Origin of the sequence: Sporosarcina sp. P7 (assembly GCF_002743425.1) — a bacterium.
Taxonomy (GTDB): domain Bacteria; phylum Bacillota; class Bacilli; order Bacillales_A; family Planococcaceae; genus Sporosarcina.
Genome location: NZ_PDZF01000005.1, coordinates 48,061 through 70,013, shown reverse-complemented (window position 1 = coordinate 70,013; position 21,953 = coordinate 48,061). Strand labels below are relative to the sequence as shown.

Sequence of the window (21,953 nt, the reverse complement as noted above, 5' to 3'; positions counted from 1 at the left end):
TTTTCTTGCCGACTGAACGCTCACTTACTAAAAAGTCGAAGTATGGTCAATCGTGACGTGGATTGCGTCATGATTGACCATAGAGTCTATACTCGTATGTTTTATTCTCCCGATTGATGGAGCGGCAACAACTGTTCTACTATCAGTTGAACAGATTGATTTCGAAAATCTATGCTTCCTGAAATTTGAACAAACGCTCCCTCTTTTAAGTGGACGCTGATCTGTGCGTATTGTTTCGGAAACAAAGTACAGGAAATTTCTCCAGTCTCATCTTGTAACGTAAGAAATGCCATCGCTTCGCCTTTTTTGGTACGAATCCGTCTAATCGACAGAATAATTCCCATACAGTGCACTTTAGTTCCTTGACGTAAAGAAACTAGTGATGTAATGGTCGCTAGTTGATTGGATGCATTTCGCTTCAATTGTTCAACAGGATGCTCGGACAAATAAAACCCTAATGTATCATGTTCAAAACCAAGCTTTGTCATCTGATCCATTGTGCCGCCCGGTGTATATTTAGGTTGCGAATTAAATTGGAACTGTTCGCTTAATGCATCGTCGCCTATGAACAGCGCATGGGAATGAGCGGCATCAATTGAAGCAAGGAGTACGGAACGCTTCTGATTAAACTCGTCAAGCGCGCCTGCTTTAATTAACGGAATGACAGTTTTTTCTGTGAAGTAATCAGCCCCGAGTGCAATCGCCATGTCAAACATAGAAGACCAGTTCCCCTTCTCACGCGCTGCAGCCAATTGCTGATAGAAGGCGATAGTAACCCCTTTTATAGCGCCTAGGCCTAGACGAACCGCATGTCCTTCGACTGTATGTGAATAGCGGCTTTTCGTAACTGACGGAGGTAGGATTGGAATACCTTTTGCCTTCATTTCACGAATTACTTCCGTCATCTTCTCTTTACTTCCTGTTAAAGAAGATAAAAATGCTGCGTAAAAATAGGTCGGTTCATTTGCTTTAAAGAATGCCAGTCGATAGGAAATTAGTGAATAGGCTACAGCATGACTTTTCGGAAATCCGTAATCCGCAAATTTAACAATCAGATTATACACGTCGTTTGCCTTTACTTGATCGAATCCTTTTTTACGTGCACCGGCAGTAAAGTGCTGGCGTTCTTCTTCCAATACTTGCTGATTCTTCTTACTAATCGCTCGTCTTAGAAGATCGGCTTCCGCCATAGTGAAGCCCGCAATATTCACCGCGATTTTCATGATCTGTTCTTGATAAATAATAATGCCGTACGTTTCGGCTAGAATAGGTTCGAGCTCGGGTATGTCATATACGGTCGGTTCTTGTCCATTTTTTCGACGACTATAAAGAGGGATAAACTCCATAGGACCCGGACGGTACAAGGCGTTGACTGAGTAAATATCTTTAAAGTTATCGGGCTGTATCGTTCGAAGGGCGCGACGCATACCAGGCGATTCAAATTGGAAGATCCCTGTTGTATCTCCTGCTTTAAATAGTGCGTATGTTGCTTGATCAGTGAGTGGTATCTGCTCAAAGTCGATGATCTGCTTTTTATTGTATTGAATCATGGCACGGATTCTATCGAGTAGTGTGAGGTTTCGCAACCCAAGAAAGTCCATTTTCAACAAACCGACTTCTTCTACATCTTTCATCGCCCATTGAGTCAGGAAGACTTCATCGGATCCAATCTGCAGTGGGACATAATGAACGAGCGGCTTCGCGGCAAGCACGACACCTGCAGCATGGGTTGATGCATTTCTCGGTAAATCTTCTAAACGTTCTGCAGCTTGTTGCCATATTTTCCTTCGGGGCTCCACTTGAATCCAGTCACGTAATTTCTTGGACTGCATGATCGTTTCTTTAAACGACTGTCTACTATTCAATTCATTGGACATGAAACGCACTTCTTCCGGTGTGAAATCCACCACTCTGGCAACATTTCGGGCAACGGCTTTCGTTGAAAGTGTACCGAATGTGATAATCTGTGCGACATATTGTTTGCCGTATGTTTCCGCCACATAATTGACAACTTCCGTTCTGCGATGATCCGCGAAATCGATATCTATATCAGGCATGGTCACACGTTCGGGATTCAAGAAGCGCTCAAATAACAATCCGTATATAATGGGATCCACTTCTGTGATGCCAAGTGCAAATGCTACTAAAGAGCCTGCCGAAGAGCCACGTCCTGGACCTACCAAAATTCCTTCTGTTTTTGCGTAACGTACATAGTCTTCTACTATTAAGAAATAATCTGTGAAGCCCATTTGTTTAATACTCGATAATTCATAGCGTAATCGCTCTTCATACTCTGGCGATAGTGTTGGAAAGCGTTGTTGCAATCCGGTCCGACACTGTTCTTCCAGCAAATCAATGGACTTTTTGCCCTCTACTACAGGAAACTTGGGAAGTAAAAAATCTTCTTTCTGGATCGTCACATTACAGGAATTCATAATGTTTTCCGTTGTCTGTAACCATTCCGGATACTCTCTGAACCAATTTGTAAGTTCTTGTAGTTCAGGCAAAAACGCTTGTCTATAACGATTAGGCGGTTTTTTTGAATCATTTAATTTATAGCCTTTCCGAATGGCTGTTGCGACTTCATAAGCTTGAAAGTCTTCTTTATGAAGAAAGCGTGTTTCGTGACAAGCCGCTATGGATAATTGACTTTCCTCACTCAACTGCATAATGGCAGCTTCGTCAGTATGGGCCCCCCCACCCGGCCGGCTGATTCCAATAAATGTTGAAGCGCTGGAAACATTCTCCGTTAGTAACTGCAGTACATGTAGAGTACGCGCATTCGCCCAGGATGAATCGGTCATCGCACATATCATGATGCACCCTTCTCTATAGGCGTGGAGCCAATTCAGCGGTAAGTTTTCTTCTTGACGTGTCGAAATAGCACTGCTCATTTTCAGTAAATTGGAGAAGCCTGTTTCGTTTTGCGCATATATGTATACAAGCACTTCATGATCTTCAACTTCTAACATAACGGACAATCCAATTATGGGTCGGATGCCGTATTTACTCAGCATTTTACTAAATGATCGCACGCCATATAATGTACTATTGACGATTGCAGCAGAAGAAGCCCCTCTTTTTTGCAAAAGAGGAGCCAGTTCATCTAACTTTACGATTCCACGCAATAAATCTGCGCCTGTGACAATTTGCGGATACATCAGGTTCATTTCAATCCCTCAGCTCTGCTTAATAGTTTCTGCAAAGTTCTTGCAGTTTACCGATGATTTCATCTACTTCTGTCCATGAATACGCGGAAGCACCTGACGCTAGTGGATGACCACCGCCATTGTGCTGCATCGCCAATGTATTGATGATAGGACCTTTTGAACGTAGGCGGACACGGATTTGGTTCTGCTCTTCAATAAAGATGATCCACGCACAAATCCCTTTAACCTCTCCAAGTGACCCTACGAGTTGAGACGTCTCCGATACGGTTACATCGAACTGCTCCAAAATTTCTTTTGTTAATTTAATATAAGCCGCACCATTTTCATCGATCGTAAAGTTTTGGTAGATGTAGCCTTGCAAATGCAAGATTTTACGATCCATCTCATACATACCTGCGAATAATTTCGTTCGATCAAAAGGTTGCTTGATTAACGAGCTAGCTACTTCAAATGTCTTTTCAGTCGTGCTCGGGAACATAAAACGACCCGTATCCCCGACAATTCCTGCAAATAAGAAACGTGCCGCTTCTGGGGACATTTCCCAATTGTATGAAGCTTGACCTTCTTCATATATGGTATAGATCATTTCCGAGCAAGAACTCGCGTCTGTATTTACCCATCGCTCATCACCATATGGATCTTCGTTCGGGTGATGATCGATTTTCCATAAAAATGCACCTTTGTCGTAAAATGATCCATCAATACGATCCGTGTTCGCTGTATCGGTAACGATGACCAGGGCACCTTCGTAATCTGATTCAGTCACGGTGTTCGGTTCACCCAAATAACTTAACAGTTCATCATGCGTTCCAACTGCGAGTACTTGCTTTCTCGGATAGTTCTTTTCAATAAGTGCTTTTAACCCCATTTGTGACCCGTATGCATCTGGATCAGGTCGGACGTGACGATGAATGATAATTTTTTCGTATTTCTCAATTGTGTCAATGATTTGTCGTTTCATCTATATTCCCCCAGGTTTCTGTACAAGTATTCGCATTTCCTATTAAAAGCCGCTACAATATATAATGAACCTCAACGCTAAGGTAGCAGGTTATTTTGTATGTAATGGGGGCTTTTTTGATGGAAATGGTTAACTTTATTTTTGTTTTTGGTATCGTCGCTTGCGGCGTATTCTATTTTGTTTTTAAAACACGACAATTCCGCACGAGCCATATGTTTCCCATCCGTAAAAAGATGTATGCGAGTTTGGCAGGCACAGCACTTGGCGCCCTATTGATCTTCTTCGGCATCAATCAATTGCTGATTTTCGATGGCACACTCACCTATATCGTGTCAGCTATATTCATTCTATTCGGTGGATATGTTGCTATATTTAACTTTAACGCTCAGAAACATTATAAGCAGTTTGTTGCGGAAGAAAGTAAAATAAACCAAGCTGATGTCAATTGACGTCAGCTTTTTTTATTTCTCAAAAAGCTGGAAAGTCCCCATAGCTTTAGCAACTATTCCATCGTTCGATGTCAATTCGATTTCCAGTTTGATGAATCGGCGACTCGAGTGAATAATCTTTGGTTCCACTGTTACCGAGGCGCCAAGCTGAACTTGTTTGATGAAATAAATCGTTACATTCTCGGGCACACTTTCGCCACGTTTTTGAAGCTTAATCGTACGACTACCCGCTTCTGTCAGGATCGTTAGCATCGCTCCGTAAGATAATGAACCAAATTGATTGGTCATCTGTGGCACAACGGAAAACTCGATTTTTTCAGGCGAATTGGCTATAGCTTTCATTTGATTCTTGACAATGTCGTCAATTGTTTCCCCTTGTTGCGGTTGACGTTGAGTCATTTGCAGTGCTTTTAGAACATCTTGACGACTGATGATTCCTTCTAGAATGCCCGCATCATTCACGACAGGCATTAGATCAATGCCTTCCCAGATCATACTGTGTCCCGCTGATGCAACACTCACTTTACCGTTTACCGTGATGGGACCTGGCGTCATGACTTTTCCAACGGTTTCTACATCGGGATTGCTGACGACATCTCGGGACGTAATAATCCCTACCAATGTACCGTCAGATTTTACAACAGGGTAGGCTGAGTGCGATGTTTGATGATTCACTTCGTAAAATTGATCGACGGAATCTTCAGGAGATAATGTCACGGTACTGGCAAGTGGTGTCAAAATGTCCTCTACCAATAAAATCTCTTTTTCAATCAACTGATCATAAATCGCTCGGTTCAGCATAGTCGCTACTGTGAAGGTGTCATAACTTGTTGAAATAACCGGCAAATTCATTTCGTCTGCCAGCTGCTTCACTTCATCAGTCGCATCGAAGCCACCCGTCACGAGGACGGCTGCCCCCGCTTTAATCGCAATTTCATGCGCTTTCAAACGATTTCCTACGATCAGCAAACTGCCCGCATCGATATATCGGATCATATCCTCGAGCTGCATGGCGCCTACTACAAATTTCGTTAATGTTTTATGTAATCCATCACGACCACCCAGCACGACGCCGTCTACAATGTTGATGACTTCTGCAAATGTTAGACGTTCAATATTTTCTTTTTTCTTTTTTTCAATTCGGATTGTACCGACACGTTCAATTGTATTTACTAATTTTTGGTTTTCCGCTTCTTTTATCGCACGGTAAGCGGTTCCATCACTGACTTCCAATGCTTTCGCGACTTGGCGGACGGAGATCTTTTCCCCCACTGCCAAACTTTCGATATAACGCAAAATCTGCTCGTGTTTAGTTGACATGATTTCACCTTTTTCTTCGACCCAGTTTAAGGTTTCGGCTTTTTGATAATCATACCATAAATTCAACAAAAAAACGGTCTACGACACGAACAATGCGCCGTAGACCGTAATTATTTATTTTACATTTTACAGTTCGATGATTTCTCCTGGCTCCATTATTTTCACTTCATGATTCTGTACGAGTGATTTGAAGTCTTCAGGATCCATTTCAATTGGTGGGAATGTATTGAAGTGGATTGGAACGGTTAACGTGGGTTTCAACAATTCGACTGCTTTTGCGGCATCTTTAGGACCCATGGTGAAATTATCGCCAATCGGTAAGAACGCCACATCAATTCCCTCTTCACCATACAGTTTCATATCACTAAATAGCGAAGTATCTCCTGCATGATAAATAACTTTATCTTCTATCGTCAAGAGTAAACCAGCAGGCATACCTGTATAAATTATTTCATTATCTGCCGTTGTATAGGATGAACTATGGAATGCCTGTGTATATTTCACGGTACCGAAATCAAACTCGTTTGCTCCACCAATGTTCATTCCATGTGTAGTCAACCCCTGGAATCCAAGGTATACGGCCAATTCATTCGGAGCGACGACTAAGATATTTTCTCTTTTAGCAATATCCATCGTGTCGCCCACATGGTCATTATGTCCGTGTGTTAGTAAAATCACATCAGGCTTTTCATCGTCCGCCTGTAGATCTGTTAATTTATTACCTGTAATGAAAGGATCGATTAAAATCGTCTTGCCTTTCGTCTCAATTTTTACGATCGAATGACCATGGTATGAGATTTTCACTACGATCACACTCCTCTTTTAATTACCTACTCTATTCTATACCTTCTGCAAAATAGCTTAAAACCCTCTTTTTTTGTTATACTAACCATAACAGAGGAGGTAATATGTTGACGAACATTCAAAAAGTACAAAATTTCTTAGCGAAACATGATATTGATGCAGCACTCATAACCAATCCAGACAATATATTTTATCTGACTAATTTCCGTAGTGATCCCCATGAGCGGTTACTAGGTGTAATCGTTTTCAAAGAAGCGGATCCATTTGTCATTTGCCCTGCTATGGAAGTTCCAGATGTAAAAGCAATCGGTTGGAAGTATGACGCTATCGGATATAAGGATACAGATAATGCGTTCGAATTTTTAGATCAAGCAATCACTGAACGGACTTCTACCTTCTCATTACTCGCAATCGAAAAAGAACATGTAACGGTTGATCGTTACGAAATCTTGCAAGAGCGTTTTCCGACATTACAGTTTGCGAAGTTAGATGATGAACTAGCCAACCATCGTCTGATCAAAGATGATGTGGAACTTGAGCACTTGCGTAAAGCAGCCGAATTAGCAGACTATGCGATAGAAGTAGGTTGTAATGAAATCGCGGAAGGTAAAACCGAGCTAGAAATAGTCCAAGCTGTAGAACAAGCGGTGAAACAAAAAGGCGCAGAGAAGATGTCATTTGATACCATTATCGTTTCCGGTACGAAGACCGCTTCTCCCCATGGTATTCCGGGTGTAAAACGCATTGAAAATGGGGATTTCATCTTATTTGATCTTGGAGTCGTGTATAAAGGATACTGTTCTGACATCACGCGTACGGTAGCATTCGGTGAGCCTACAGAGGAAAAGCGTAAGATTTATGAGACAGTCAAGAAGGCACAGCAAGCAGCAATTGACGTAGTACGTCCTGGTACATTGGCTAGAGAAGTGGACCTTGCCGCTCGCTCCATTATTGAAGAAGCGGGTTATGGTGAGTTATTCCCGCATCGGATTGGCCATGGCCTTGGTATTTCTGTTCATGAATTCCCCTCCTTGACAGCTACGAATGATATGCCACTTCAAGAAGGTATGGTATTTACAATTGAACCGGGCATTTATGACCCAACTATCACGGGCGTACGGATTGAAGATGATGTGTATGTGACGGAGGATGGCGTCGAGGTGTTAACGAAATTCTCTAAGGATTTGATTGTTGTCGGAGCGTAAAATGAGAGTGAAAAACTGAAGACAGACTCTAGTTTAGAAGTTTGTCTCCAGTCTCGGACCGCTACTTTATGTAGTGGTCTTTTCTTTCGTTTAGATCGTTTCTAGTACATCTCCAACATATGCGTATTCCAGTTCTTGTGCTTCTGCTACTGCCTGGTACGTAATGTGCCCTGCTAGTGTGTTGATTCCTTTGCGCAGCGCTTCGTTGTCTGCACATGCTTTTTTGACACCTTTGTTAGCAATTTGAAGAGCATAAGGAATCGTTACATTCGTTAGCGCCATGGTGGATGTTTGTGGAACTGCTCCCGGCATGTTCGCTACCGCATAATGAATGACACCATGTTTTGTGTATGTCGGGTCATCGTGTGTTGTGACACGGTCAGATGTTTCAAAAATTCCACCTTGGTCAATGGCAATGTCAATCACTACAGAGCCAGGGCTCATAGATTTCACCATTTCTTCTGTTACGAGAGTTGGCGCTTTTGCACCTGGAATCAGAACGCACCCGATTACCAAGTCTGCATCTTTTACTGCTTTTGCAATGTTATATGGATTGGATACTAATGTTTGAATATGCTCTCCGAAGATCTCGTCCAGCTGACGTACACGCTCAACCGATAAATCCAAGATGGTTACGTGTGCACCGATTCCGATTGCAACACGCGCAGCATTTGTACCTGCTTGTCCGCCGCCGATGATCGTGATTTTTCCACGCGATACGCCTGGCACTCCAGCAAGCAAAATCCCTTTTCCGCCTTTTGTCTTTTCTAAATACTGTGCACCGATTTGCGTTGCCATACGGCCTGCTACTTCACTCATAGGCGCTAGTAGAGGTAATCCGCCGCTAGGTAATTGAACAGTTTCATAAGCAATTGCTGTTACTTTTTTGTCGAGCAATGCTTGTGTTAATTTTAACTCTGGCGCTAAATGAAGATACGTAAATAGAATTAACCCTTCACGGAAATACTGATATTCAGATTCTGCAGGTTCTTTAACTTTCAGTACCATGTCCGCTTCCCATACTTCAGCGGCTGAGTCTACGATGATCGCACCTGCATCTTTATATTCTTCATCCTGAAAACTCGAACCGATTCCAGCACCTTTTTCAATTAATACTTCATGACCAGCTGTTTTTAAAGTTAGAACACTTGCAGGGGCTATTGCCACTCGGTTTTCATTATTTTTAATCTCTTTTGGAACACCTATACGCATGCAAAATCCTCCTAGAATTGTAATTTCTTTTAATTACTTTTTTTATTTTCTCTTTGTCGATTAATAACTATTTAATCTTATCAGAAAATAGATGGTTTTTCCTCTTTTTTTCAACGTTTTTCCATATAATCTTCATTTTCTAAACTTTGATAAAACATTTCGACAAAAAAAGAAGGACTCTCATAATCTATGGAGAATAAGAATACTGTAGATAGATTTTAATTTTAAGGATGGAGTGGTAAAATGGCACTTACTTACAAAGACATCATCGTAGCCGTGGATGGTTCAGATGAGGCGAAATGGGCTTTTAAGAAAGCGATCGCAATTGCAGATCGTAACGATGCGACTCTTCACTTGATCAATATTATTGATACGCGTTCTTACGCGGCAGTTGAAGCGTACGATCGTTCCATCGCAGAGCGTGCACAGAAATATGCTGAAGAGTTGTTAACTGACTATCGTACAGAAGCGGTTGCAGCCGGCGTAGCAAATGTGGAAATCCACGTAGAATATGGTTCTCCTAAGACGTTGATCCCACGTGATATTGCTAAGAAGCTTAATGCAGATTTAATTATCTGTGGGGCTACAGGTTTAAACCGTGTCGAACGTTTCTTAATCGGAAGTGTTTCTGAAAATATCGTTCGTTCTGCAAAGTGTGACGTACTGGTTGTACGTACTCCGGAACATCTACAAGGCTAATGCGTAACTAAAAGCTGTCCAAGAAGTCGTTCATTCGATTTCTTGTGGCAGTTTTTTCTTGCGTATATTGCTAGAGATAAAGTATAGCGGGCACCGGTGACCGACATTCTAGGCGGACTCTTTCCCATGTAGACTTTTGAATACACTTATGTCGAAGCACATACTCCTAACGCAACGCTTTACCCCGCAAAAGCCGTAGAGAATGAATTGAAGTGCTGCTTGAATAATAAAAGTCCCGACTATCAGCGTTCTGACGGTCGGGACTTTGTTTCATTTATTCAACTGCTACTTTCTCTGCTTCTTCTGATACTGAAATTCCGGCGATTCGCACTGTATCGCGAGCTAGCATGATTTCTTCGTTTGTCGGGATGATGAGTACTTTGACTGGTGAGTGTGGGAAGCTAATGTACGCTTCTTCGCCGCGAATATTGTTTAGGCTTGGATCAAAGTAGACACCCATAAATTCTAATCCGTTCATTACTTTTTCACGAACGATTGCACTGTTCTCTCCAATTCCTGCTGTGAAGATGATTGCATCCACTCCACCCATTCCAGCCGCGTATTGCCCGATGTGCTGGTGGATCCGGTCTGTGAAGACATCGAGTGCCAATTGCGCACGGTGATTGCCTTGTTCTGCAGCTTCCGTAATATCGCGCAAGTCGCTTGAAAATCCACTGATTCCAAGTAGTCCTGATTTTTTATTTAATGTGTTGACTACTTCTTCAGCTGACTCGTTCGTATGTTCCATCATATACGGAATAAGAGCCGGGTCAATATTACCTGAACGCGTACCCATAATTACTCCTGCTAACGGAGTGAAGCCCATGGATGTGTCCACTGACTTACCACCTTTAACAGCTGCAATACTCGCACCGTTACCTAAGTGACAAGAGATGAGACGTGTGTCTTCAAGAGGTCTATTCAAGATCTTGGCAGCACGCTCCGTTACGTATTTATGGCTCGTCCCATGGAAACCGTATTTACGAATTCCATACTTTTCATAGTATTCATATGGTAACGCATACAAAAACGCTTTCTCGGGCATTGTCTGATGGAATGCTGTATCAAAGATTGCAACAGATGGTGTATTTGGCAAAGCTTTCTCAAACGCTTTAATTCCTACAATATTTGCTGGATTATGCAAAGGCGCGAAACTTGAAATCTCTTGAAGCTTCTCAACTACTTCGTCAGTAATTAATACCGAATCACTGTATAGCTCTCCCCCGTGAACTACACGGTGACCGATTCCGTCAATTTCATCATATGACGAAACGACTCCCTCACTGAGTAAATGTTCCAAAAGCATTTCAACGGCCATCGAGTGATTAGTAATATCTACTACTTTCTCGATTTTTTTTTCGGCAGTCGCCATTGTAAATACAGAATTCTCCATCCCAATTCGTTCGAATAACCCCTTAGTAATTTCTTCTTCGTTCGTCATTTCAATCAATTGAAACTTCAATGAAGAACTTCCAGCATTGATCGACAAGATCTTCGGCACAAATATCCACCCCTTATAATAATTACGTCGTAGAACGTTTTAATTTATTATAGTATCTACCTATTCTAAAAGCAATTGAATTCATGAGTTGTGCGCTATCTTTCTGCCAATGGATTATTTTAAAAAAAGAGGTAAAGTGACTATTCGTCACTTTACCTCTTCTTGCATCCACGCACTTAGTTTATTGAAGAACTGTTGCATAGCAGTAGCGTTCCCAAGTTCAGGTATTTTCGCTAACAACACATCCGGTAAGACAAAGTTCTCATTTGGTGGCTGTTGTAACAATAAAATACTTTTAGCAAAGCGTTGATCTGCAAATAATGAAGAAGGTAGTTCAAGCAAGCCCCTCAATAATTTATGTTCTTTGACAAATTTCAAAATAGGTTCTGCCCCTTCAGCAGTTAACAACTTGGAAGGAACGATGAATAATCCGTAACCGCCCGGCTTCACATAGCGCATAGATTGCTCAATATACAAATAATGAGAGAACGCATGACCTTCCGGTGCCATTAGTTCATAATCCATAGCCACTTCATCGTCAGGGTAATAGCCTACAGGTAAATCACTTACTACCGCATCCACTACGTCAATAGGTAACGGACGTAGCGCATCTTGTAGATAAAATGATACCGGTAGCTCCAATAAATTGGCTGTCGCTGCAGCGATTTGAATCAACACATCATCGATTTCAACTGCATTGGCAGAAGCGGAACCTTTGTATTGATTTAATACTGTAAACAATAGATTCCCCGTTCCTGCCGCAGGATCGAGTAACGTTACAGGTTGTCTGGAATCCAATAATTTATTGACTAGATAACCCATCAAAAAGCCAATCGTATCCGGAGTCATTTGGTGATGAGCTTGTGTGGACTGCTTCAATCCTTTTAATAAGGCTAGCTGAATACCTTTACGAATTTCTTCTTTATCAGGATCTTGTAAGTCTACTGCTGACGGTTGATCTAGCCATTTTTCACTAGCTTCGAGCACAGCATCCAAATACAAACCTTCCGTAGCCGCCGCATGATTATCGTAATACGTAAAAACTTTTTCTGTGTTGTTCATTTGAAATTCCTCCAAGAAGAAACCCACCTCTCGTTTCAGGTGGGTTTTTTAATTAATTCAATTCTTTTACTGCTTTAATCGCTGCATCATAGTCCGGGTGGTCAGTCGCTTCACTTACATACTCTACGTATGTGACTTTGTCGTCACGATCGACAACGAAGATTGAACGGGTCAATAAACGTAATTCCTCAATCGCTGTACCGAATGCTGTACCAAATGAAAGATCGCGATGATCAGAGTATAAGTGTAAATTTTCCACTTTCTCATTTTCTTTCCAACGTCCTTGTGCAAACGGAAGATCGCAAGAAATTGTCATGACTTCCACATCGTCACCGAGAGCTGTTGCTTCGTCGTTGAAACGCTTTGTCTGGATGGAACATACACCTGTATCAACAGAAGGGACCACACTGATCAAACGTACTTTACCTTTTGAATCTTCAAGTGTAACAGGATTCAAATCATTAGCAAGCACTGTGAAGCTTGGTGCCTGATCTCCAACTTTTACTTCTGAACCTAACAGATGAATCGGATTATCTTTGAATGTAACTTGTACCATACCTAACCACTCCTTTTAATCTAGTGTACTAAACCGTAGGGTCATCATGCAACTGATGGTGTTCAGGATGAATGATTTTCTGCACTTCTTTTCTCTCGAATGTTCGTTCATGCACGACAACCGTGTCGGCAAAGACATCATGAAGGGCTTTCTTTTGAGGTAAGAACAAAACAAGCAAATATAGAATCCATAGCATTTGTGAAATGAAACGGCCGAAACCTTCTCTAAAAATAACGGAGCCCCAACTTACTTTCTCACCGTTTGATTTTATCACACGAATTCCCATGATCATTTTCCCTACGGTTTGCCCTGCTATTTTCGTCATCAAGATAAAATACAACAATAACAAGACAAGGGCAGTTACTTTATACGGACTGAATAAAAAAGCAGAGGGCTTGGTGATCGCAATATCAAGTACGCGAAACACGGGCTTGATAAAGATGCCGCTAATTGCCGAAATGATCAGCATGTCGATTAAAAATGCCCACAGTCTGATCCAGAAACCTGCATATTTTGGTACGAGTGTCTGTTCAAGTCGCACAGTTGGTTGCGTATCCAGCAGTTCATTCGTCATGATCGTTTCCCTCCTTCTCATTCACCGTATAAATACATCATGCGTGGTGCTGTATTTTCAGTCAGTAATTTCTTCATGATTTGTGATTCGACATCGCCATTGAATACATCATGTGCTTTGATGGATAGAATAGCTTTTAAATTAGTAGGCATTCCATATTCAAATACTTCTGCCTTTTCTAAGTGATAATCTTCTTTCATAGCAGCAATGACTGCCGGTAACTTACCATAATCATCTGCAAGTCCCGCTTCAATTGCTTGGCGGCCATTCATAACACGTCCATCCGCTACTTTACGGACAGCAGCTTCTGACATACCGCGTCCATCTACAATAATATCAACGAAACGCTTATACGAATCGTCAATCATTTCCTGTAGCATGGCACGTTCTTCAGGCTTCATCTCTCGAGTCGGGCTCATCATGTCTTTATATTGACCTGACTTGATCGTCGGGAATTCCACACCGTATTTTTCGGCCAACTTTCCGTAGTTAACCGATTGCATGATCACACCAATTGAACCAGTCAATGTTTCAGGATGAACATAAATTTTATCGGCAGGAGCTGAAATATAATAACCTCCTGAAGCCGCCATGCCACCCATCGCAGCGTAGACTGGAATTTCTTTCGTTTCCTGAATTTCTGTAATGGCATCATAAATATCAGATGACTCCAATACACCGCCACCTGGTGTATTAACAGACAGCACAATTCCTTTCACCGAGTCGTCATTCGCTACTTCTTTCAATTGCGTCATGAATTGTTTATGGTTGTATTCCGCTCCACTAAAGAGTGTCGCTTCACCAACGTCTTGTATGACGCCATCCACTGTCAATACTGCAATTCGCTCATTGACGCTTCCTTCTTCTACTACTGTTTCTTGTACTTTCGTCTCCATCAAATTGATTTCATTGACGAAACTGTTCCAGTCTCTCGTGAAGACCCATGACATCGCGTTAATACCAACCGACACAATAATCAATGTGGCGGCTACTGCTACAGCAATCCATCTTTTTGCATTCATACTATATTTCCTCCTTTGTTCACATCTACCTATACGTTCCTAATCGTCCAAATGTTTCATTCGTGTTACAATTATTTTATTATCTGAAAAAGGAGACGATTCAAATGGATTCTCTACATACCATTTTTCTCTTTAGCCGTTTGGACGAAGACACCGTCCATAAAAAACATGTGATTACACAACGCCTTAAAAAAGAAGGTTTCAAACTAACAGAAGATCATACGAAAGCCAATGTAGTCATCAGTATCGGCAGTGACGGCACATTCCTACAAGCTGTTCGTAAAACCGATTTTCGCCAGGATGTTCTTTACCTTGGAGCATCTGTAAAAGGGGCACACGGCGTCTATTGTGATTTCAAATATGATGACATTAGTTCCCTTATACACACACTACAACAAGCAACGATCGAAGAGCGCCATTATCCGCTCCTTGAAGTGTCGATTAACGAGCAGAATCCGTTCTTATGCCTGAATGAATTCAGTATACGTTCTACTATTATTCGAACATTTGTCATGGATATTTACATCGATGACTTATTATTCGAAACATTCCTCGGCGACGGTATGATCATCTCCACGCCAACAGGTAGTACAGCGTATAATAAATCTGTTAAAGGCGCTGTAATTGATCCGCGGCTACCTTCTTTCCAAGTGACAGAGCTTGCATCGGTTAACAATAATCGGTACCGTACGCTCGGCACGTCGTTCATCCTAAGCAATGAACGAACATTGACGCTCAATATCCAACAAGAAGGCAATGAATTTCCTTCCATTGCAGCAGACAACGAAGCGCTCGGTATCAAACAAGTAGGGAAAGTAGAAGCACGACTAAGCCATAAAGTCATTCGTACCGCAAAACTTCCAGATAACTCTTTCTTCGAAAAAGTCCAACGTACGTTCTTCTGAAATGAACCGAAAAAGACTGTCAATAGTCAGAACAAAACGACTCTTGACAGTCCTTTTTAACCCCTTACGACCACATCAATTTTGATTTTGCTCTTTTTTACGCAACTCAATACGCATGATTTTTCCTGAAGATGTTTTTGGCAACTCTTCTAAAAACTCAATCTTACGAGGATATTTATAAGGTGCCGTCAGTTCTTTGACATGATTTTGCAACTCTTTTACGAGTTTCTCAGTTGATTCTACCGTATCATCGCGCAAGACGACAAATGCTTTCACGACGTTTCCACGTTCAGGATCAGGGCTTGCTACTACCGCACACTCACGAACTGCAGGATGCTTGATCAAAGCATCTTCCACTTCGAACGGTCCAATCGTATAACCCGAGCTCACAATGATATCATCGCCTCGCCCTTCAAACCAGAAATAGCCTTCTTCATCCTTTTTCGCTCGGTCTCCGGTAATATAATAATCCCCTCTAAATTGCATCTTCGTGCGTTCAGGGTCATTTAAGTACTCTTGAAACAGTGCAGGTGTTGATTTATGAACGGCAATATCGCCCACTACACCTACGTCTGCCGGTTTACCTTCCTCATTAATGACCTCTACGATATTTCCCGGTGTAGGTTTACCCATTGATCCAGGACGCGCTTCCATTCCAATCATCGTACCAACAAGCAACGTATTCTCTGTTTGTCCATATCCATCACGGACAGAAAGCGAAAACTGCTTTTCGAAAATATCAATGACACCACGATTTAATGGTTCTCCCGCTGAGACAGCACTTTTCAAAGAGGCTAGTGAAAACGCATCTAAATTTTTAGCTTTTGCTATAAATCGGTATTCAGTCGGCGTACAACAAAGAACATTGACTTGGTAATCATCCAGGAACTGTAAGTATTTATCTACATCGAATTTACCGCTATAGACAAAACCTACCGCACCGCTTCCTAGAACAGATAAGAACGGTGTCCAAATCCACTTCTGCCATCCTGGTGCCGCTGTAGCCCATACAATATCATGTTCTTCAATACCTAACCAGTTGGGTGCAGTCGTTCGTAAGTGTGCATATCCCCAGCCATGTGTATGTACTACACCTTTCGGCTTGCCTGTCGTACCAGATGTATACGACAGAAACGCCATATCGTCACTAGCGGTATCACAAGCGGTAAACTCTGACGAAGCATTCTTTTCTTGTGCAGTCAAGGAGACTTCCCCTTCTTTTGCTTCACCGATAATATAGACTGTCACTTTTTCAAGATTTTCTACGTGTTCAAGTTGATCAGTAAAAGCGTCAAATGCAATAATTGCTTTTGCGTTACTGTGTTCAATTCGATATTCAATTTCGGAGGAACGTAGCATTTCAGAACTAGGGATTACAACAAGTCCTGCCTTTAGTGCACCAATGTATGTCACATACGCTTCAATCATGCGCGGCACCATGACCAGCACTACATCCCCTTTTTTCAAGCCATTCGATGTCAGCACGTTCGCTGTACGGTTAGCTGCTTGGATGAGTTCGTCATACGTTACTTGCTGTTCTTGATTTTGCGCATCTACATAAATTAATGCTTTTCTGCCATCACCCGTTGCGTATTTTTCGAATTCCGAAACAATATTGTAGCGAGCCGGCGCAAGTAGTTCTTCTCGGTTCATTTCCATTCCCCCTTTTTGCGTAATACTACAAGTATACAAATAGAATGGTGAAATTTCAAAACTTTATATACTTTTCTTCATTATACTGGTACGAAACGTATAGTATACCGGGTTTTTCGGAATGCTAGTTGGAATGAATGATGAAGCTTGCACTGTTGTTGGGGTGGGATTGGCGCTTCGGAGGGGATGCTTCAATCCCATCACACTAATCATCGCTTCACTTATCTTATTCCATTTAGCACTTGAACTCACCCCTTTAACTTAAAATCAATCCAAAAAAGATGCCCCAAGAAGCACTATGGCTTCCGAGGCATCCCATGTCTTACGATTGCTGATTAGAATTGTTCATTTGTGATTGAGCCTGACGCACTAATCGCTTTGTAATTTCTCCGCCGACGGATCCGTTGGCACGCGATGTGGAATCTGGCCCAAGTTGTACTCCAAATTCAGAAGCAATTTCTTCCTTCATTTGGTTAAGTGCTTGTTGCGCTCCGGGAACTAACAATTGGTTTGAGTTGTTGTTGTTGCTACTTGGCATGTCGTTCACCTCCTTGTGACATTAGAATGGTCACTTTTCAAAATATCATGCAAGGAAGATAATAGGTAATTTTTTCTTTATAACAAGTCTTCGAAGTCTTCTTCTGTCTGCCTGCTCGGAATCGTCGTAACACGTCGGCTTGCCACTTCTGTCACCATGTCATCAAACTCCTGGAAGCTTTCGTAATATGCCACTTTTTCAACTTGCGGTTTCGTTTTATTGCTCGGTGGCGTAAATACGGTACAGCAATCATCATATGGACGGATAGAAATATCGTACGTGCCAATTTTTTCAGCAATCTGGATGATTTCTAATTTATCCATTGCGATGAGCGGACGCAAGATAGGTGTATTCGTGACTTCGTTAATAGCTGTCAAACTTTCCAGTGTCTGGCTTGCTACTTGCCCTAGGCTGTCACCTGTGATCAAACCAAGGGAATTCGTGTCTTTCCGTACTTGTTCAGCAACTTTCATCATCATTCGTCTTGTAGTCGTCATCGACAAATTGCTTGGTACTTGTTTAACAATCGCTTGTTGCAACTCCGTAAACGGAATAACATGCAAGCGAATGACAGCGCCGAATTTCGTTAGTTGTCTGACAATGTCTTCCACTTTTTCTAACGCCAAATCGCTCGTGAACGGCGGGCTGGCAAAGTGAATGGCATCAAATGACACTCCGCGCTTCATCATCATATAGCCTGCTACTGGACTGTCGATTCCTCCCGACAATAATAGCAATGAGTGGCCATTGGAGCCAACTGGCATGCCACCTGCGCCTTTATAGGTGTGTGAAGAGATATATGCTGCTTCTTGCTGGATCTCTACATATAATAAAATTTCAGGTTTCTTCATTTGAACGATCAAATCAGGGAACGCCCTCAATACATGACCACCCAATTCTTGTTGCAATTCCCCCGTATTGAGTGGGAAACGTTTGTCTGTACGTTTGACATCTACTTTAAATGTCTTGCCAGCAGTTTCCGTTTTACCTAGAACTTTTAATGAAGTTTCTTTAATATCCTCCACTGTAGGTTCGCAAATTACAATCGGACTGAATGATTGAATGCCAAAAATCGACGGCAATATTTCAACAGCACGATCTAGTTCTTCAGGTTTTTCTGCATAAATGAACATCCGGTCACGTTCTGCACGCATCGTAACAGTTCCCAAATCGGACAAAGCGGCTTTTATATTCGCCTTTAGTTTACGTATAAATTTACTTTTATTCTTTCCTTTTAGCGACATTTCACCATATCGAATTAAAATGGTATTCCAGTTCATTTCCCCACTCCTTTTCTAATCAGCTCGACTAATTGACGAACCGCTACTTTCAATTGTTCAATTTCTTCATTTGTTTGATTTTTACCTAAGCTAATTCTAATGACGCCTTTTTCAAACGCTCGGGGTACATGGATCGCTTCAACCACGTGGCTTACATCCGAATTCTTGGATGAACAAGCACTTGAAGTCGAGACGATTATTCCCTGTTGTTGCAGGAAGTTAATCGCTATCTCCCCTGTTATCCGTGCAAATGCAACGGATAGTATATAAGGTGCACTCGCGTTTGGTGCCAATACTTTGCATTCATCTATTTCCGAGAAAAACGCAACCAGTTCATGGCGCCATTGCTGGAACTGCTGCATATTTATTTCTTCTACAAGTAAACGGGCCGCTTTCGCAAGTGCCGCCGCATGTGGCACCGATACGGTTCCGCTACGCAATTTATGTTCTTGTCCGCCACCAAAGACCATGGGTTGCAGTCGTATATTGTGACGATACGCTAGAAATCCACTATTTTTTATTCCATAAATTTTATGGGCCGATAATGAAACAAGATCGGGACCATCCGTAAAATCAGTAAGCAAGAGTTTTCCAAAGCTTTGCACACAATCGGAATGGAACATTGCACGTGAAGATGAATGAATGATTTTCGCGCATTCCTCAATGGGCTGAATCGTACCAATTTCATTGTTAACATGCATGATACTAACTAAAATCGTATCTTTTTGCAACTTCGCTTGGAGTTCGTCCAATGAAATTCTTCCCTCTTCATCTACAGTTAGATAATCCACAATGAAGTGTTGTTTTTCCAATTCCTTGAAAACATTCAATACAGAAGGATGTTCGATACATGTCGTAACTAGATGACGACCTTTATGTTGGTTGGCGTATACATAACCTAGTATGGCAAGATTATTGGATTCTGTTCCGCCTGAAGTAAAGATTCCTTCCGTCAATCCTAGTCCGATCGTTCCAAGCAGTTGTGTTCGCGCACGTTCCAATAATTTTTCTGTACGTTTTCCTTCCGCATGTAGCGATGCAGGGTTGGCAAAATACGTTTCGGAAGCATCCATGAACGTGCGGAGAACTCTTTCATCCGGCTTGGTTGTGGCGCTATGATCAAAATACATACGTACTCTCTCCTTTCTATATGAATGAGCGAAACAAAGCCACCGGAAAACCGGTGGCTTTGTCGGAATATAATTATACTTTAACTTGAATCATACCTTGAATCTTTTTCAAGGCGCCTGGTTCAACTTCTTCCACCGCAGTACCTGCTTCTTCCAATGCTCTTAAGTAGCGGCATTGCATGAAGGACTCTTCAGCTTTCAACAATTTAGTGTGAACGTCCGGATGAGATGCACGGTAACGGTTACCGTATTGGATGATTCGTTCTACAAGCAATGCATTTTCAATCATATCTGCAGCTTTCGCACAAACATCAGTGACTACTGTATCTGCTTTTTCAACATATGATTCAACCAACGCCATATTAAGTGGCACTTCTTCCAAACTTTGCTTCACAATAAAGATTTGTTCATCTGCTTCTTCAAGTTGTACCTCCATATCATCGGGAATTCCCGGGATATTGGCACGGTGTAAATTACGATCCGCAATTTGAAGTTGCTGTGCAAGAGTCACAATGCGGGAACGTACGAGATTTTCGTCGATCCGAAGATTCTTAATACGACTACTGAACTTGGAATGCGCATCAGAAATGGCATCCAATTCTTCCACTAGCTCTTGCAACTCAATTTGTTGAGCGGAGTATGCCAAGTTTTTCGCATCTTGACGTTCGATGAATATTTCAATTCGCTTCGCCAATGCGTTCAATTTTTGCAATGCCATTTGTGGAATAACGACTTCATTTTCATCAAGACGGTAACTTTGTTGAACGAATTTCACTTCTTCAATCGTATCCGGAATCGCATATTGAAGTTCTTCAAACAGATCCAACATTTGATCCAAATGCTCATCTACGTAATGACGGGAACTAACTTCCTCTTCCAATACATCATAGAATGATTCGATTTCGTCATGAATTTCATTTACTTCCGCTGCTACTTCTTCCACATCCAAGCGTGCTAATAACTGTCGAAGATCCGCAATTTGTTGTTCGATTTTTTCGAAACGAGAAGGCATTTTCAGGTGTCCTAAATAATACTCCTGACCTTCCATTTCGATAATTCCTTTACGCAATTCTCGCAAAGCCGCAGGTATTTTCGTCTGCAACTCATTAAGTAATGCAGGAATCTCATCGAGTAAAAACGAAAAGCGTTCTTCTTTTGCTCCTAGTACAATCACAATTTCACGCGCTTGTAAGTAGTTGCCATTGTCGATAAGTGCGTCGTATTCTTCAAACCTTGGATTGAAGGACTCCCACTCTTTCTCTAAAGACTCCACTGCCGGTCCAAATGCGTACTGATGAGCTAAGATCTTTTTGCGCGCGGCACGGTGATGTTCTTTTACCGTTTCTATTTCGAACCGATTTCTTTCTTCACTGCCGATCAGTTCGTTTAATTCCTGCAAGATCGTTCGCATCTCTTTTTCACATTCGTTCAAGATTTCGCGGATCTGTTTTTCTGTTTCCGTTGCTTTCTTAAAGCGGAAACGATCAACTTGCCCTTCAGCATCCAGTAAAAGCATATCTACATTATGAAGGCGATCATCTACTACTTCTGTCCAATTATTGCGCCATCTCTCGAACATTTCTTCTGTTTCGCCAGTCATGTTCAACTGCTTTACTTTCGTCATTTCTTCAAATATTGGCTCGTTTTGAATTTGTAATTTTTCTTGTTCCATTTCACTGATTTCTTGTATATGCTTTCGCCTAGACAGAAATGCCATCACTGTTAGAACAATGATGATAACTAATGGAATGATGACGTATATCATCTCACTATGATCCCCCTATCCCACACTTCGCGCATAAAGTGACTACTTTAGATATTATAGTATATCGTAACATGTTTAAAGCATTTTCGTCTTCTATTCACATCTTTTTTAAAAAACTACGAACTTTTTATCATATCTTAGGATATT

At 41.7% G+C, this 21,953-nt stretch carries 19 protein-coding genes; 4 read left to right on the top strand and 15 right to left on the bottom strand.

Annotation, left to right across the window (positions count from 1 at the left end):
• Positions 1-101: 101 nt before the first annotated feature.
• Both CSV60_RS06780 and CSV60_RS06775 read right to left on the bottom strand, forming a co-directional pair.
• Entirely contained in the window at positions 102-3,170 is a 3,069-nt protein-coding gene (locus tag CSV60_RS06780; RefSeq protein ID WP_099636441.1) for a DNA polymerase III subunit alpha, read from the bottom strand.
• Between the two features lie 19 nt (positions 3,171-3,189).
• A complete protein-coding gene (locus CSV60_RS06775) occupies positions 3,190-4,131 on the bottom strand; it encodes a DHH family phosphoesterase (RefSeq protein WP_099636440.1) in 942 nt (313 codons plus the stop codon).
• Between the two features lie 119 nt (positions 4,132-4,250).
• Between CSV60_RS06775 and CSV60_RS06770 the strand changes: the two genes are divergently transcribed.
• Positions 4,251-4,580 carry a YtpI family protein gene (locus tag CSV60_RS06770; protein ID WP_099636439.1) on the top strand — a complete coding sequence of 110 codons (330 nt, stop codon included), beginning with the start codon at positions 4,251-4,253 and terminating at the stop codon, positions 4,578-4,580.
• 12 nt (positions 4,581-4,592) lie between these two features.
• Here CSV60_RS06770 and CSV60_RS06765 read toward each other — a convergent pair whose 3' ends face one another.
• Entirely contained in the window at positions 4,593-5,900 is a 1,308-nt protein-coding gene (locus tag CSV60_RS06765; RefSeq protein ID WP_099630002.1) for a DRTGG domain-containing protein, read from the bottom strand.
• 126 nt (positions 5,901-6,026) lie between these two features.
• On the bottom strand, positions 6,027-6,704 hold the full coding sequence (locus CSV60_RS06760; protein WP_099636438.1) for a metal-dependent hydrolase: 678 nt from the start codon (positions 6,702-6,704) through the stop codon (positions 6,027-6,029).
• Positions 6,705-6,811: 107 nt separating this feature from the next.
• Here CSV60_RS06760 and CSV60_RS06755 point away from each other — a divergent pair, with 107 nt between their 5' ends.
• Positions 6,812-7,909, top strand: a complete 1,098-nt coding sequence (locus tag CSV60_RS06755; protein ID WP_099636437.1) for a M24 family metallopeptidase — start codon at positions 6,812-6,814, stop codon at positions 7,907-7,909.
• Positions 7,910-7,999: 90 nt separating this feature from the next.
• Here the strand turns inward: CSV60_RS06755 and ald are convergent, their stop codons facing one another.
• On the bottom strand, positions 8,000-9,121 hold the full coding sequence (gene ald / locus CSV60_RS06750; protein ID WP_099636436.1) for an alanine dehydrogenase: 1,122 nt from the start codon (positions 9,119-9,121) through the stop codon (positions 8,000-8,002).
• 243 nt (positions 9,122-9,364) lie between these two features.
• Between ald and CSV60_RS06745 the strand changes: the two genes are divergently transcribed.
• Entirely contained in the window at positions 9,365-9,820 is a 456-nt protein-coding gene (locus CSV60_RS06745) for a universal stress protein (protein ID WP_099629644.1), read from the top strand.
• A gap of 274 nt (positions 9,821-10,094) precedes the next feature.
• On the opposite strand, the gene CSV60_RS06740 is transcribed toward CSV60_RS06745, so the two are convergent.
• The 5 genes from CSV60_RS06740 to sppA form a co-directional block, all read right to left on the bottom strand.
• Positions 10,095-11,321: an acetate kinase gene (locus tag CSV60_RS06740; RefSeq protein WP_099636435.1), complete on the bottom strand. Its 1,227-nt coding sequence runs from the start codon at positions 11,319-11,321 to the stop codon at positions 10,095-10,097.
• A gap of 147 nt (positions 11,322-11,468) precedes the next feature.
• Positions 11,469-12,383 carry a class I SAM-dependent methyltransferase gene (locus CSV60_RS06735; RefSeq protein ID WP_099630000.1) on the bottom strand — a complete coding sequence of 305 codons (915 nt, stop codon included), beginning with the start codon at positions 12,381-12,383 and terminating at the stop codon, positions 11,469-11,471.
• A 52-nt stretch (positions 12,384-12,435) separates the two neighbouring features.
• Positions 12,436-12,939 (bottom strand): thiol peroxidase, encoded by a 504-nt coding sequence (tpx, locus tag CSV60_RS06730; protein ID WP_099629642.1) that lies wholly within the window; start codon positions 12,937-12,939, stop codon positions 12,436-12,438.
• A gap of 28 nt (positions 12,940-12,967) precedes the next feature.
• Positions 12,968-13,513 (bottom strand): RDD family protein, encoded by a 546-nt coding sequence (locus CSV60_RS06725; protein WP_233189559.1) that lies wholly within the window; start codon positions 13,511-13,513, stop codon positions 12,968-12,970.
• A 17-nt stretch (positions 13,514-13,530) separates the two neighbouring features.
• Complete coding sequence (sppA, locus tag CSV60_RS06720) at positions 13,531-14,535, bottom strand: signal peptide peptidase SppA (RefSeq protein WP_099629641.1); 1,005 nt, start codon at positions 14,533-14,535, stop codon at positions 13,531-13,533.
• 104 nt (positions 14,536-14,639) lie between these two features.
• Here sppA and CSV60_RS06715 point away from each other — a divergent pair, with 104 nt between their 5' ends.
• Positions 14,640-15,440 carry an NAD kinase gene (locus CSV60_RS06715; protein ID WP_099629640.1) on the top strand — a complete coding sequence of 267 codons (801 nt, stop codon included), beginning with the start codon at positions 14,640-14,642 and terminating at the stop codon, positions 15,438-15,440.
• Positions 15,441-15,515: 75 nt separating this feature from the next.
• Here the strand turns inward: CSV60_RS06715 and mbcS are convergent, their stop codons facing one another.
• From mbcS to ezrA, 5 genes are all read right to left on the bottom strand, one after another.
• Complete coding sequence (mbcS, locus tag CSV60_RS06710) at positions 15,516-17,093, bottom strand: acyl-CoA synthetase MbcS (protein WP_099636434.1); 1,578 nt, start codon at positions 17,091-17,093, stop codon at positions 15,516-15,518.
• A 322-nt stretch (positions 17,094-17,415) separates the two neighbouring features.
• Positions 17,416-17,631: an alpha/beta-type small acid-soluble spore protein gene (locus CSV60_RS06705; RefSeq protein ID WP_099629639.1), complete on the bottom strand. Its 216-nt coding sequence runs from the start codon at positions 17,629-17,631 to the stop codon at positions 17,416-17,418.
• 77 nt (positions 17,632-17,708) lie between these two features.
• On the bottom strand, positions 17,709-18,911 hold the full coding sequence (gene thiI / locus CSV60_RS06700) for a tRNA uracil 4-sulfurtransferase ThiI (RefSeq protein ID WP_099636433.1): 1,203 nt from the start codon (positions 18,909-18,911) through the stop codon (positions 17,709-17,711).
• Positions 18,908-20,041, bottom strand: a complete 1,134-nt coding sequence (locus CSV60_RS06695) for a cysteine desulfurase family protein (protein WP_099629637.1) — start codon at positions 20,039-20,041, stop codon at positions 18,908-18,910. The genes thiI and CSV60_RS06695 overlap by 4 nt, the downstream gene beginning before the upstream one ends.
• Positions 20,042-20,114: 73 nt before the next feature.
• Entirely contained in the window at positions 20,115-21,806 is a 1,692-nt protein-coding gene (ezrA, locus tag CSV60_RS06690; protein WP_099629636.1) for a septation ring formation regulator EzrA, read from the bottom strand.
• Positions 21,807-21,953 lie beyond the last annotated feature (147 nt).

Bases quoted from the DNA above. Each gene is read 5' to 3' on its own strand.
- sppA (WP_099629641.1), bottom strand. From the start codon at position 14,535: ATGAATGCAAAAAGATGGATTGCTGTAGCAGTAGCCGCCACATTGATT.
- CSV60_RS06715 (WP_099629640.1), top strand. From the start codon at position 14,640: ATGGATTCTCTACATACCATTTTTCTCTTTAGCCGTTTGGACGAAGAC.
- ald (WP_099636436.1), bottom strand. From the start codon at position 9,121: ATGCGTATAGGTGTTCCAAAAGAGATTAAAAATAATGAAAACCGAGTG.
- CSV60_RS06765 (WP_099630002.1), bottom strand. From the start codon at position 5,900: ATGTCAACTAAACACGAGCAGATTTTGCGTTATATCGAAAGTTTGGCA.
- thiI (WP_099636433.1), bottom strand. From the start codon at position 18,911: ATGAACTGGAATACCATTTTAATTCGATATGGTGAAATGTCGCTAAAA.
- tpx (WP_099629642.1), bottom strand. From the start codon at position 12,939: ATGGTACAAGTTACATTCAAAGATAATCCGATTCATCTGTTAGGTTCA.
- mbcS (WP_099636434.1), bottom strand. From the start codon at position 17,093: ATGAACCGAGAAGAACTACTTGCGCCGGCTCGCTACAATATTGTTTCG.
- CSV60_RS06735 (WP_099630000.1), bottom strand. From the start codon at position 12,383: ATGAACAACACAGAAAAAGTTTTTACGTATTACGATAATCATGCGGCG.
- CSV60_RS06780 (WP_099636441.1), bottom strand. From the start codon at position 3,170: ATGAACCTGATGTATCCGCAAATTGTCACAGGCGCAGATTTATTGCGT.
- ezrA (WP_099629636.1), bottom strand. From the start codon at position 21,806: ATGATATACGTCATCATTCCATTAGTTATCATCATTGTTCTAACAGTG.
- CSV60_RS06705 (WP_099629639.1), bottom strand. From the start codon at position 17,631: ATGCCAAGTAGCAACAACAACAACTCAAACCAATTGTTAGTTCCCGGA.
- CSV60_RS06745 (WP_099629644.1), top strand. From the start codon at position 9,365: ATGGCACTTACTTACAAAGACATCATCGTAGCCGTGGATGGTTCAGAT.
- CSV60_RS06775 (WP_099636440.1), bottom strand. From the start codon at position 4,131: ATGAAACGACAAATCATTGACACAATTGAGAAATACGAAAAAATTATC.
- CSV60_RS06695 (WP_099629637.1), bottom strand. From the start codon at position 20,041: ATGTATTTTGATCATAGCGCCACAACCAAGCCGGATGAAAGAGTTCTC.
- CSV60_RS06725 (WP_233189559.1), bottom strand. From the start codon at position 13,513: ATGACGAATGAACTGCTGGATACGCAACCAACTGTGCGACTTGAACAG.
- CSV60_RS06770 (WP_099636439.1), top strand. From the start codon at position 4,251: ATGGAAATGGTTAACTTTATTTTTGTTTTTGGTATCGTCGCTTGCGGC.